The organism is Marinobacter sp. ANT_B65, from assembly GCF_002407605.1.
Classification (GTDB): domain Bacteria; phylum Pseudomonadota; class Gammaproteobacteria; order Pseudomonadales; family Oleiphilaceae; genus Marinobacter.
This window is the reverse complement of the sequence record NZ_NXGV01000001.1, coordinates 343248-356523: the sequence shown is the minus strand read 5'-3', so window position 1 is coordinate 356523 and position 13276 is coordinate 343248. Positions and strand designations below refer to the sequence as shown.

General features: G+C 54.5%; 11 protein-coding genes and 1 pseudogene. 6 read left to right on the top strand and 6 right to left on the bottom strand.

The features are described from left to right. Positions 1 to 5 precede the first annotated feature (5 nt). On the bottom strand, positions 6 to 1001 hold the full coding sequence (gene ubiU, locus CPA50_RS01665) for a ubiquinone anaerobic biosynthesis protein UbiU (RefSeq protein WP_096780751.1): 996 nt from the start codon (positions 999 to 1001) through the stop codon (positions 6 to 8). A 246-nt stretch (positions 1002 to 1247) separates the two neighbouring features. Here ubiU and CPA50_RS01660 point away from each other — a divergent pair, with 246 nt between their 5' ends. Beyond that, positions 1248 to 3275 (top strand): methyl-accepting chemotaxis protein, encoded by a 2028-nt coding sequence (locus tag CPA50_RS01660; RefSeq protein WP_227519445.1) that lies wholly within the window; start codon positions 1248 to 1250, stop codon positions 3273 to 3275. A gap of 81 nt (positions 3276 to 3356) precedes the next feature. Here CPA50_RS01660 and hemN read toward each other — a convergent pair whose 3' ends face one another. After that, positions 3357 to 4775 (bottom strand): oxygen-independent coproporphyrinogen III oxidase, encoded by a 1419-nt coding sequence (hemN, locus tag CPA50_RS01655; protein ID WP_096782283.1) that lies wholly within the window; start codon positions 4773 to 4775, stop codon positions 3357 to 3359. Between the two features lie 216 nt (positions 4776 to 4991). Here hemN and CPA50_RS01650 point away from each other — a divergent pair. Then, positions 4992 to 6524, top strand: a pseudogene (locus CPA50_RS01650) (cryptochrome/photolyase family protein). 9 nt (positions 6525 to 6533) lie between these two features. On the opposite strand, the gene CPA50_RS01645 reads toward CPA50_RS01650, so the two are convergent. From CPA50_RS01645 to CPA50_RS01635, 3 genes are all read right to left on the bottom strand, one after another. Beyond that, positions 6534 to 6692 (bottom strand): hypothetical protein, encoded by a 159-nt coding sequence (locus CPA50_RS01645; RefSeq protein ID WP_227519444.1) that lies wholly within the window; start codon positions 6690 to 6692, stop codon positions 6534 to 6536. 133 nt (positions 6693 to 6825) lie between these two features. Beyond that, positions 6826 to 7281 carry a universal stress protein gene (locus tag CPA50_RS01640; protein WP_096780750.1) on the bottom strand — a complete coding sequence of 152 codons (456 nt, stop codon included), beginning with the start codon at positions 7279 to 7281 and terminating at the stop codon, positions 6826 to 6828. Beyond that, a complete protein-coding gene (locus tag CPA50_RS01635) occupies positions 7253 to 8872 on the bottom strand; it encodes a BCCT family transporter (RefSeq protein WP_096780749.1) in 1620 nt (539 codons plus the stop codon). The genes CPA50_RS01640 and CPA50_RS01635 overlap by 29 nt, the downstream gene beginning before the upstream one ends. A gap of 113 nt (positions 8873 to 8985) precedes the next feature. On the opposite strand from CPA50_RS01635, the gene cadR reads away from it, so the two are divergent. Together cadR and CPA50_RS01625 are read left to right on the top strand one after the other, a co-directional pair. Continuing rightward, complete coding sequence (gene cadR, locus CPA50_RS01630) at positions 8986 to 9450, top strand: Cd(II)/Pb(II)-responsive transcriptional regulator (RefSeq protein ID WP_096780748.1); 465 nt, start codon at positions 8986 to 8988, stop codon at positions 9448 to 9450. Positions 9451 to 9537: 87 nt separating this feature from the next. Further along, on the top strand, positions 9538 to 10185 hold the full coding sequence (locus CPA50_RS01625) for a cation diffusion facilitator family transporter (RefSeq protein WP_096780747.1): 648 nt from the start codon (positions 9538 to 9540) through the stop codon (positions 10183 to 10185). A 21-nt stretch (positions 10186 to 10206) separates the two neighbouring features. On the opposite strand, the gene CPA50_RS01620 is transcribed toward CPA50_RS01625, so the two are convergent. After that, the gene (locus CPA50_RS01620; protein ID WP_096780746.1) at positions 10207 to 11124 is read right to left on the bottom strand and encodes an AEC family transporter; all 918 of its coding nucleotides are present in this window, start codon (positions 11122 to 11124) and stop codon (positions 10207 to 10209) included. A 189-nt stretch (positions 11125 to 11313) separates the two neighbouring features. Here CPA50_RS01620 and CPA50_RS01615 point away from each other — a divergent pair, with 189 nt between their 5' ends. Then, complete coding sequence (locus CPA50_RS01615) at positions 11314 to 11763, top strand: c-type cytochrome (RefSeq protein WP_096780745.1); 450 nt, start codon at positions 11314 to 11316, stop codon at positions 11761 to 11763. A 10-nt stretch (positions 11764 to 11773) separates the two neighbouring features. Next, positions 11774 to 13189, top strand: coding sequence for a cbb3-type cytochrome c oxidase subunit I (locus CPA50_RS01610; protein WP_096780744.1), 1416 nt, complete (start codon positions 11774 to 11776; stop codon positions 13187 to 13189). The last annotated feature ends 87 nt before the right edge of the window (positions 13190 to 13276 follow it).

The window sequence follows — 13276 nt, the reverse complement described above, 5'->3', positions numbered from 1 at the left end:
CACCCTCATTTCCATTTTCGGTGATAAGCGCCGATGGTAGTCAGGCCACCCTCAGACAAGCCTGCCAGCGTGCTGTTCCAGACCGGATCAACATGGAAATCACCGGAGCCCGCATCAAGTTTGTCGAGCGCCTGGCGCCAGGTGCGGGCAACATCTGCAATATAGGCAGGGCTGCGCTGCCGGCCTTCAATCTTCACGGCACTGATGCCCAGCTCTTTCAGTTCCGGTAACAGATCCAGCGTATTCAGGCTGACCGGCTCTTCGATGGCATGATAAACGCTGCCTTCCACGTCAAAGCGGCCTTTGCACAGCGTGGGATAGCCCGCGGATTCTCCTTTACCGTATCGATCGATAAGCACACCGTTGAGGCGGGATTCCAGGCCATCGGGTGTTTCCTGCCAGCGCACAGCCTTGGCTGGAGAGCATGCACCGCGGGTGTTAGGGGATTCGTCGGTCAGGTAAGAAGAAAGATAACACCGCCCCTCCGCCATGATGCACAAACTGCCAAAGGCAAAAACCTCCAGTTCTACCGGGCTGTGTTCTGCAACCCCGCGCACCTGATCTATAGATAAAACCCGGGGCAATACGGCTCGGCGTATGTCAAAGTTGTCTTTATAAAAACGCAGGGCTTCGTAGCTGGTCGCAGAACCTTGAACTGAAAGATGCCGGTGAACCTGCGGATGCCTGTTGGCTGCATATTCCAACAAACCCATGTCTGCCAGAATAACCGCATCCACACCCAAAGCAGCAGCCCGGTCAACGGCGGATTTCCAGATTTCCCAGCCATCCGGTTGCGGGTATGTGTTGATGGCACAGAATACTCTGGCGCCTTTGCTGTGGGCGTACTCGATACCCTCGCCTGCGCGCTTGTCATTAAAGTTAAGCCCGGCGAACTGGCGGGCATTGGTACTGTCTTTAAACCCCAGATACACGGCGTCGGCACCGTTATCCACCGCTGTTTTCAATGCCGGCAAACTACCGGCCGGGCAAACAAGTTCCATGGCTGCCTCCACATTAACGTTACGCAGACCATACGCCGCGGACCCTCCCCGGGCATTGATCTTTGTCACCGGAGCCTGCAATGCCGGGTATTTCTATTGGAAACCGGGGGGTTAACATTGAATAACAGTGCGTTACCATTACCAATATCGACCGGCCCCGACAGGTACCCCATAATGAATATGGTGTGCGCAACTACACAGGCCCACAATCGATACCGATGATGCAATTCACTCAATGCGGGGCCTATGAAAAATTTAATCAATAATCTATCCATGCGCGGAAAGCTGATTACACTTGTGGTGCCAGCCCTGCTGGTGATTGTCTACTTTGCGGCTGAAAGCCTTGCGATAAGCACGGGGAAACTCGGCGACATGCGCCAGCTACACTCACTGGTTCAGCTCGCCAACATCGGTGACCCTTTGATTGAGACACTGCAAAAAGAGCGCGGACGATCAGCCGTACTGCTTTCAAGCGGCTCGAATCGCGACGCCACCCAGCAGGCAGAACAGGCATTAACCACACAGCGCCAACAAACCGATACGCGACTCGCGGAGTATCGTACCCGTACAGCCAGACTCACACAGGAAGCCAGCTTCGGGCCTGATGTCAGCGACAGTATCCAGTCCGCAGAAAGGAAGCTGGCCTCACTGGGACAACTGCGCAGCGACATCGACAACCGCTCTGTCAATGGCAGCGAAGCCGGAGCTCGTTACACGCAGCTGATTACCGAATTACTTGACCGCATCCCTCTGCTCATCTCCCACTCCACTGACCCGGAACTGACCCGCGACATCAACGCCTACTATGCCCTGGCAGAAGCGGCTGAGGCGGCAGGAAAAGAGCGAGCGGCAGGAGCTGCGCTGATCACCAGCGGGAAGTTTGACCTTCCCATCGTCCAGAAAATCGCTGCGTTAGCAGGCCATCAGGAGGCTTTCATTCGGGAGGCTAGCGCCATGCTGAATCCAGGCTCGGAAATACTCGCAGCACTGGAAAACTTTACCGTGACCGCTGAAAGCCGTGACCTGCAGGAAAAACGCGACACACTGTTCAGCAGCCCTTCAGGTCTGTACGCACTGGATTCACTGGAGTGGTTCGATATCACCACCCAACGGCTTGGCAAGCTGAACAGCGTGCGCAAAGAACTACTCGACAACACGTCAGCCTCCTCAACCCTCGGCGTAGCCGACTCCCGCCATGAGCTTTTCGTGAAATCGGGGATAGCTGCGGCAGCAATCATCATCGTTTTCACACTGATGCTGCTCATGGTCGGCGCTATCAACCGCCAGATAAAAAGCCTTCTCGACGGTGTACGTTTTGCCATGGAGAACAAGGATCTTACACAGAAGATTCACATATCCAGTAAAGACGAGATAGGTATCATCGGGCAGGAAATCAATGAGCTTTTCAACCGGTTCGGGGGGGCTCTCCGGCATATCGACAGAGCCAGTATACAGCTTGCAACCGCTACCGAAGAGACAAGCTCAACAGCTGATCAGAATGCCACGCAAACCAAAAGTCAGCAGGAACAGATAGAGCAGGTCGCTGCTGCTACCGAAGAAATGTCCACAACCTCAGAGCAGATTTCCCAGAATACCCAGCAGGTTGCCGACTCGGCCAGCAAGGTTATGGAAAGAAGCCGCGCAGGCGAAGAAGTTCTGCAGAACAGCGTTCAGCGCATACGTTCTCTGGCGGACTCGGTGAAAGATGTAAACGACGTTATTGAAGAGCTGGAAAAGCGTAGCGGCAGCATCGTGGAAGTGATGGATGTTATACGCAAGGTTGCAGACCAGACTAACCTTCTTGCCCTGAACGCGGCCATTGAAGCTGCGCGGGCAGGTGAGCATGGCCGTGGGTTTGCCGTGGTAGCCGACGAAGTTCGCACTCTGGCCCGACAGACACATGAATCGACCACCCAGATTGAAAGTATCGTAAATGGTTTCCAGGTGATTACCGAAAACGCCAGCCGCTCTATCACTGCCAGCCACGAGCTGGCCAATGAGACCAGCGAGCAGTCGTCAGAACTTGAGCAGACGTTTGCCGACATCCTCGGAGATGTAAACAGCATCTCTGACATGGCCACACAAATCGCCGCCGCATCCGAGCAGCAGGTTGCCGTAACGAGGGAGCTGGCCGTAAACATGGAAGCCGTAAGTGACGCTGCCATGCTGACACTGACCGGTTCCCAGGAAATTTCCCATGTTACCGGTGAGCAGGCCCGCCTGGCCCGACAGCTGCAGGACCTGGCTAACGAGTTCAAGGTTCCCGCAGCCTGAACACACTTTCATTAAAAACTGACGCCAGAAAAGAACTGCCGGGGCCGGAAAGCCCCGGGGTGACCTGCGCCGGGAGAGGCGTCAGATAATGCGGGAGAACCGCTGGCTGGCGCCTTCTTTGCGGTAGAAATCGAAGATCTGACAAATAGCGCGGATCAGCAATCGACCCGCTGGCTCTACCTGCAGTACCCGACCATCATCACCGATCAACTCATCGGCCATCATTGGCTTGAGACGCCCCAGTTCGTCTGCAAAATAACTGTCAAAGTCTTCCTGCCACTCCGCCGAAAACTGCTGTTTGTCCAACCGGAACTGGCAAATCAGCTGGCCTATAACCCAGCGACGAATGCGGTCATCCCGGCTCAGGTTTACGCCTTTGGTAATCGCCAGCTGACCAGCATCAATGGACGCCTCCCAGGCGGGCAGGTCGTGGTTGTTCTGAAAGTAGGCATCATCAGTCTGGCCTATGGCAGAAACACCCAGAGAGACCAGATCGCAATCAGAGTGAGTGGTGTAACCCTGAAAATTCCGGTGTAAACGCCCTGCCCGCTGGGCCACAGCAAGGCTGTCGTCTGGCTTGGCAAAATGGTCCATACCAATGTATTCGTAACCGGCTTCAAGTAGCCTGTTGATGGTGTTATGCAGAATCGCCAGTTTTTGCTGGGGCGATGGCAGAGTATCGTTCTTGATCCGGGTTTGCGGATAAAAACGGTCTGGCAGGTGCGCATAACTGAATACAGACAGTCTGTCTGGCGACATTTCAATCACTGCTTCCAGAGTCTCGGCAAAACTCTCCGGCGTCTGATGCGGCAAACCATAAATCAGATCGAGGTTGATGGAACGGAACCCGAGGTGCCGGGCCTCGCTCAGCACCTCTTCGGTCATTTCCCGGGGCTGGATACGGTTAACGGCTTTCTGAACCTCAGGATTTACATCCTGAACCCCCAGACTGATCCGGTTGAAACCAAGCTGCCAGAGTGTCGGTAACGTATCCTGGTCCACTTCTCGCGGGTCAATCTCTACACTGTAATCACGCTCATCACCGCTTTGCAGATTGAACAGCTCAGCGTAGCCCTCCATCAGGTGCTGCATGACATCTTTAGGCAAAAAAGTCGGTGTACCTCCGCCCCAGTGCAACTGCTTTACCGGGCGATCCGCGCCAAACAGCTTCGACTGCATGGCCGCTTCTTTCAATAGCCGCTCCACATAGGGCATGGCCTTGTCGCGCTTCTTGGTAATCACCTTGTTGCAGGCGCAGTAGTAACAGAGATGTGCGCAGAACGGCAGATGGGTATACAGAGAAAGTGGACGGTCACTGGCCTTGCTGCGTGCTGCAGCCTCCATCATCTCCGCCACCGGGTAGCTCTGGTTGAACTCCACTGCTGTTGGATATGAGGTGTAGCGTGGCCCGCTGAGATCATAGCGTTTGATCAACGCGTCATCCCAGATGAATTCCGGAAGAGTGGATTCAACAGTCTGCGGTGCGGAGTTGGAAGCCATAATAAAAACTCTGAACGTGTGATGTGGAGGGTCATCCGAGATGCGAGGCATTGTATGCCAGGTCAGCTGTGCGCATCTTGATACGCGTCATCTTGACGAATATCCGGATTTTATCAGCCTGGCGCCGGAACTACCCTTATGCAGATTGCGTACTTCTGATACCTCCTTGGGGTAATAAAGAGCAAAATCTGCCAGACACCGGAGCCCATCATCTATATGACTAACCTGATACTGATCCTTGGTGACCAGCTGACAACCGACATCAGCGCTCTTACGGGAGCTGATCCGAAGCATGACCGGATTGTTATGGCGGAGGTGCATGAGGAAGCCAGCTACACCAACCATCACAAGAAAAAACTGGTCCTGCTGTTCAGTGCCATGCGTCATTTTGCACAACAATTGCAGAAAGATGGCTGGCAGGTTCACTATCAGCAATATCACCCCGATAACGAACACCAAAGTCTCAAAGGCGTTTTATCATCACTCCTTAACGAGATTCTCCCGAAAAAGATCATCACTACCGAATGCGGCGAGTGGCGCCTGCATGACCAGATTTCCCGATGGCACGCGGATTTGGGCATTCCGGTAGAAATCCGCACGGATACCCGGTTTCTTGCCAGTAAGCGTGAGTTTGCCGACTGGGCCGAAGGCCGCAAGCAGCTGCGCATGGAATTCTTCTACCGGGAAATGCGCCGAAAAACCGGCCTGCTGATGACGCCGGAAGAAAAACCGGAAGGTGGCAGCTGAAACTTCGATTCCGACAACCGGCGCAAATGGAGCGGAAAACCAGCCGCACCGGCACCATTTCGGGTCGAGCCGGACGCCATAACCAGCAATGTTATAGACCTGGTCGAACAACATTTTTCTGATCACTTCGGCACCACCGACGATTTTCATTTTGCAGTCACTCAAACAGATGCTCAGGAAGCTCTGGACTACTTTATCGAGTTTGCTCTGCCTTGTTTCGGCGACTATCAGGATGCAATATCTGACAATGAAGACTGGCTGTTCCACTCGATTCTTTCTCCCTACATTAACTGCGGCCTGCTGGATCCTCTCTCCGTATGTGAAACGGCAGCCAGAGCCTGGTATGCCGGGCAGGCCCCCATCAATGCAGTAGAGGGTTTTATCCGCCAGATCCTGGGTTGGCGCGAATTTGTGCGGGGTATCTATTGGCTCCATATGCCAGACTACGCAAAAGAAAACCGCCTGGGCAACACCCGCGCCCTACCCTGGTTTTACTGGACCGGCGACACGAAAATGCACTGCATGCACAACGCTATCGATGCCACCCGTCGCAACGCTTACGCTCATCACATCCAAAGGCTGATGGTCACGGGTAACTTCGGGCTGCTGGCAGGTGTAAAACCGGAGGAAATCTGCGACTGGTATCTGGCAGTCTATGCAGACGCCTATGACTGGGTAGAGCTACCCAACGTACTGGGCATGGTAATGCATGCCGACGGCGGCTACCTGGGTTCAAAGCCCTATGCCGCGAGTGGTAAGTACATTCAGCGCATGTCCGACCACTGCACCAACTGTCACTACAACGTCAGCAAGAGCACCGAGCCAGATGCCTGCCCCTTCAACTCACTTTACTGGCACTTCATTGACCGGCACCGGGCAGATTTCGAACGCAATCCTCGCATGAGCATGATGTACCGGAACTGGGACAAACAAAATCCGGAAAAACGCGAAGCATTGCTGCAAAGGGCCGGCTATCTGCTGGAACATCTGGACGATCTCTGAAACCTGGTATCAGGGCGGCCCTATCTCGCATGCCAGAATCAGTGCCCAGAATTCAGAAAAATCATTCACCACCACATCAGGCCTATCCGGATGTTTATGCGTTCCCGGGAATATCCGGTTCAGCCAGGGTAAATCCCACTGCGCGCCATGAAAGAATACAGACGTCATACCCGCGCGCTTGGCTGCCAGCACCCTTCATCAGCCGCCTTGAGCTCCGTATCGAGAAACTCACGATTACGGTTCGTTGCCACAGCCAGTCGGATGCCCGGGGCTTTTTACGGACTGCCGTGACAGTCAGAAATTACTCTTCAACGCTTTCAGACTCAACTTTTGCCAATGAGGGCAGCACAAGCACCGGACAAGGTGAATTGACCGAAACATACTCTACGGTCGCCTTGCGCATAGGCCAGTGGCCACTACCTCCCCGGGATACCAGTATCATCAGATCCGCCCCTAGCTGGCCGGCCATGCCCACCAGTTTCTCGCCAGTGTTTCCTGCTACCACATGCAGGGTGGCACTGCGGTTCATGGGCAGATATTTTCGTGCGAGCAGGTCCAGCACATCGTGAACCTCGGTTTCTTTCTCTGCGGGAGAGTCCTCGGTTACGTGCGGGAAAAACCCGCCTCCACCAGGATTATATACGCTGGCAAGGTGAAGCTCTCCGTCCTCGGCCAGCAAGCCAAGGGCTGCTTCCAGAGCACGTTTGCCTTCGCCATCGTCTTCAGGATCAATGGCGATCAACAGTTTCCGGTACATACTCGTTCTCCTGTCTGGATTCAGTGGCGGCTTCCACTTCCGGGAAGGCTCGGCCGTGGACCAGTTCGTTCATGCTGTAGCCACGGTAATCTGCACGAAGCGCTCTGAACAACGCCACGGCCATGAAAATCAGAAGGATGCAAAAAGGCAAACCGAGGGAAGTAATCACGTTCTGCAAGGCATCCAGCCCACCCGCCAACAGCAGGGTAGACGCTATAACACCCTGAGCTACTGCCCAGAAGATACGCTGACGTACCAGAGACGGTTGATCGTCCCGCCGGGTCAGCATATCGATTACCAGGGAAGCGGAATCAGAGGAGGTGGTGAAAAAGACCACGATAATGGCCACACTCAACGCGGATGCAACGCCGGAAAAAGGCAAGGCCTCCAGAAAGGCGAAAATGGCCACCGAAGGATCCAGTCGCACCTGCTCCGCCAGTGCGATTTCACCACTCATCTCGACATTAATTGCGGACAAACCGAAGACTCCGAACCACACCAGAGTGAAGGCCGTAGGGGCAAACAGAACACCGGCAACAAATTCACGAATGGTTCGCCCCCGGGAAATCCGGGCGATGAAAATTCCCACATAAGGTGCCCAGGAAATCGTCCACGCCCAATAGAACAGGGTCCACTGACGCTGCCAGCCCGTTTCCTTATAGGTTTCAGTCCAGAATGCCAGCCACGGCAAGGCATCGAGATAGTCCCCCACGCTCTGCACCATCCCCTCAGCAATAAACACCGTGGGGCCCGCAACGAATACAAATACGAGCAGAGCCATGGCTAACAGGATATTGAGCTGAGACAGCCGGCGCACACCCTTGTCCAGCCCCAGTGCCACAGATGTAGCGGCGATGCTGGTAATGATTGCAATCAACACCACCTGGACCAGACCAGAGGACGGCGTGCCAAACAGATAATTCAGGCCACTGTTCAACTGCAGCGTCCCCAGCCCGAGGGAGGTCGCTACACCAAACAGAGTACCCAGCACTGCAATAACATCCACCGCCCAGCCCCAGGGCCCGAACACCCGGTCCCCAAGGATCGGATAGAACAGGCTGCTGATACGCATGGGCAGGTTATGCCGATAGGCAAAGTAACCAATGGCCAGGCCCGGCAAGGCAAAGATGGTCCAGGTATGCAGACCAAAGTGATAGAGCGCGATCGTCATAGCATCGCTGGCTGCCTGTTCAGAGCCAGCCTGAACACCGTCAAAGGGTGGGTTGGAAAAGTGAGATATGGGTTCCGCAACCCCCCAGAACATCAGAATGGTGCCTATGCCAGCGGCGAACAGCATAGTGAACCAGGTAAGATTGGAATAATCGGGACGGCTATCGTCGGCCCCCAGACGAATATCGCCATAGCGGCTCACAGCCAGACCAAGCAGGAAGACCAGCAGGGCGCTGACTGCAAGAATATAGAACCACCCAAGATTTCTGGCTACCCAGCCAGTCAGCAGTCCAAAGCTGTTGGCAACAGCTTCATCAAATGGAACCGCCAAGGCTACAAACAAGGCTGCGATCCCGGCCGACGTGAAAAACACCCCCGGTATGGTCTGCAATCCCAACCGACGTTGCAGCCGTTCCAGCACATGAACCTCCGTTTCTTGTGAAAAGATCTCCGAAAGCCTTACGCTACCACATGCACCACCCCGTTGTGAGACGAACCTGAACATTACCCGGGCATCTACAGAGGCAACTGAACGTGAAAATCGGAGAACTCGCAAAAATCTCGGGCGTTCCCGCGGAAACCATTCGGTACTACGAAAAAATCGGCCTACTCCCTGAGCCGGATCGCAACACCAATGGTTACCGGACTTACCGTACCTCGCATCTGGACCGCCTTTTGTTCATCAAGCGCTGCCGCAGCCTCGACATGGCACAGGGTGAAATACGCGAACTGATCCGGCTATCGGAATCCCCGGAAGCCGACTGTCAGGAAGTAGACGATCTTCTGGCCCGCCACCTGAACCACGTGCGTGACCGGTTGAAGGAACTGGCAACCCTGGAAATAACGCTGCAACAACTGCAAAAAGCCTGCTCGGATGCAGGAACTGTTGAAGAGTGCGGCATTCTGGATGGGCTCAACACCGAAATAAAGGGTCTGAAATCCAGGCACACCAACCATGAAAATCACGTTCCAGGTACCCACCGGCCGGGTAAAACCTGAGGCGCCGCTAAAACATCCCCATCCATGTGTTGACCCTGTAGTTACTATAGGGTTTTTAATACAGACCTACCTGTTGAGGAGATGTTTATGGCATGCAGTTGCTCCGGCCCCGAGCCGCAATTCCCGGCTCCGGGTTTTCGTCGCGCACTCTGGATAGCATTGCTGGTAAACCTGGCCATGTTTTTTGTAGAGGGCATCGCCAGTCTGCAATCCGGCTCTGTATCGCTGATGGCTGATGCCATCGACTTCTTTGGTGACAGTGCCAACTACATTCTTTCGCTTTCTGTACTCTCGATGGGCATGCTCTGGAGGGGCCGCGCCGCCATGGTGAAAGGCGTTACCATGACAGCCTTCGGAATAGCCGTCTGGGCCCGGGCCATCTGGGTAATGGAGCAAGGCACCATTCCGGAACCCCTGACCATGGGAACGATTGGCATGCTGGCACTGGTTGCCAACGTCAGTGTTGCAGTTATGCTGTTCCGGTTTCGCAGTGGTGACTCGGACATGCGTTCGGTGTGGCTATGCAGTCGTAACGATGCCATCAGCAACCTGGCGGTAATGGCCGCAGCCCTGGGCGTTTTTGGTACAAACAGCGCCTGGCCGGACCTGATAGTCGCCGCCATCATGGGAACTCTGGCAGTCACAGCAGGAATCAGCGTAGTGCGCCATGCCCGCAAGGACATTTCTGAAGCCCGAAGCCGGATCAGCAATGCTGCCAGGGCCGAAAGCCCCTGAGCGGCAGCAGTGCCTGTACCACTAAAAGGCCAGTGAAATCATTACTGGAATAAACGCCAGCGCAAAGAGTGTGGTCAGCATTACAGTTCCAGCCGCCTGCCGTGGAGAGGTGTCCAGCAAGGTTGCGATAACAACGGTATTTGCCGCTATTGGGGTAATGGATATAAGGAAGATAGCCTGGTGTACCGCCGGGTCATAAATGCCCAGAACCTGTGAGTCCAGCCACCAGAAGGCCGTTGCCACCAGCGGCCAGATCACAAATTTTCCGAAAAATGCCAGAGCCGTAAACCGCATGTTGCCAGCCAGGCCGCGGAAACTGGTAATGCTCATACCAATGATCATCATCCCCAGAATGCTGTATGCCCCGCGCAGGTTGTCGAAAAGCGGCACAAACACATCGGGGATACTGAATCCCGAAAGATTAAGGGTAACAGCCGCCAGAAAAGCGTATACCGAAGGCAGCTTTACAACCCGCCACAAAGATTCTTTCAGATCATATCGCCCACGGGCCGCCAGATAAAAACCCACCGAGTTCTCAAACAGGGTGGTGCCCAGCATACAGACGATATAAAGCCCAAGCCCCTCCTCACCGAACAGCAGCAAAGCCACTGGCACACCGAAATAACCTGTATTACCGGAGCCCACGCACAAAGGAATGATGCTGGCACTGCCATCAGTAATCACGCGCCGGGCCAGTTTCAGCTGAAGTATTCCCAGCACCGAAGACAGCCCGAACACCAGGAAGGGCAAGAAGATAACTTCAGCAGACAGAGGGGCTGCCATCACTCCAGAGAAGACAACTGACGGCGTAACAATGTAGAGCATGATGCCCGCAATGTGTTTTCCGCTGGCGTCGAGATAGCGACCCGCTACCCAGCCAAGGGCAACGGTGACATAAAGAGGAAGCAGCTTGATAAACAATGCCAGCGCCGCGGCCATGACAACTCCGAACAGACAAATTGAAGAAAAACCGGGAGCGAAGTCTACCACCTACCCCTCTGGAGGTAACTCCCCGGCGCAATAGTGTGATTTCACCGCATCATTGATAATCATCAACAGCATTACAAATACATCTTTATATCCTAGTAGGGCAGTCAGGTATTCCATAACGACCAAGGAGAGAGATCAATGGCCGAACGCTTTACCAAAAGCATGGCCAGAAACATATATCTGGGGGGAAGCACCTTCTTCGTCCTGCTGTTTCTGGTCCTGACTTTTGATACTCAATCAAGAGCTATGCCCGAAAGGGATAACAGGGACCAACTGACCGAGCAGGTAGTCCGGGGCAAACATGTCTGGGAAAACAACAACTGCGTCGGCTGCCACTCCCTCATGGGTGAAGGTGCTTACTTTGCACCAGAGCTTGCCAACGTGTTCGATCGCCGGGGAGGGGCAGACAGCGAAGTCTTCAAGGCGTACATGAAGGGCTGGATGAACGCCATGCCCACAAACGTGCCGGGACGCAGGCAAATGCCACAATTCAACCTGACCGACCAGGAAATCGAAGATCTCGCATCGTTCCTCGAGTGGACGTCCAAGATCGACGATAACGGCTGGCCACCAAACATCGAAGGCTAAGGGGGTAGACATGAAATACGAATCTCAAAGGGTTGCCATGCCCTACTTTATCTTCGCCCTGATCCTGTTTGCCGGCCAGATCGTGTTCGGCCTGGTTATGGGCCTGCAATACGTTGTAGGTGATTTTCTGTTCCCGGAAATTCCCTTTAACGTTGCGCGGATGGTTCATACCAATCTGCTGATCGTGTGGCTGCTTTTCGGCTTTATGGGTGCAACCTACTATCTGGTGCCGGAAGAAGCGCAAACCGAGCTGTACAGCCCGCTGCTTGCCTGGGTCCTGTTCTGGGTCTTTGCCGTTGCCGGCACACTGACCATTCTTGGTTATCTGTTTGTGGATTACGCCACTTTGGCAGATATCACCATGAATAAACTCTTGCCCACCATGGGCCGGGAGTTTCTTGAGCAACCCACGATTACCAAGATAGGCATAGCCCTGGTGGTGGTCGGCTTCCTGTTCAATATCATGATGACCGCCCTGAAGGGGCGCAAGACCGTGGTTAACATTGTACTGATCACTGGCCTGATCGGCTTGGCAGTACTCTGGATGTTCGCCTTCTACAACCCCAGCAACCTCACCACCGACAAGTACTTCTGGTGGTTTGTAGTGCACCTGTGGGTTGAAGGCGTGTGGGAATTGATCATGGCCGCCATTCTGGCTTACGTGCTGATCAAGATCACCGGTGTAGACCGGGAAGTGATCGAGAAGTGGCTGTACATCATCATCGCCATGGCGCTGATTACCGGCATCATCGGTACCGGTCACCACTTCTTCTGGATTGGACCACCGGAGTACTGGTTGTGGTTGGGCTCCGTGTTCTCGGCACTGGAACCCTTGCCGTTCTTCATGATGGTGCTGTTTGCCTTCACCATGATCAACCGACGCAAGCGCAACCACCCAAACAAGGCAGCCATGCTTTGGGCCATGGGTACCGCTGTAATGGCATTCCTCGGCGCAGGCGTGTGGGGCTTTCTGCACACACTCGCACCGATAAACTATTACACCCACGGCACCCAGCTCACAGCGGCCCATGGCCATATGGCTTTCTACGGTGCCTATGTGATGATCGTGCTCACCATCATTTCCTACGCTATGCCAATCATGCGTGGCCGACCATACGGCAACAGCAATACCGCCCAGGTTGTGGAAATGTGGGGCTTCTGGCTGATGACCATTTCCATGGTCTTCATCACGCTGTTCCTGACCGGTGCTGGCATCCTGCAAATCTGGCTTCAGCGCATTCCGGAGAGCGGTGAAGCGCTATCGTTCATGGCTACCCAGGACAACATCGCACTGTTCTACTGGGCACGCATGATTGCCGGCTGCTTCTTTATGGCCGGGCTTGTAGTGTACTTCGGCAGCTTCTGTATCAAGGGACAAGCGTCTTTTGACGAGGAAGTTCGCAGCGCTACTATCGAAGACGCATAAGCCAGCAATCGCAACCCCACAGGGCCGGAATCCGTTTCCGGCCCTGCCTACCCGGACCTGAATTGTGACCGTGCAGCAAGCGAACCC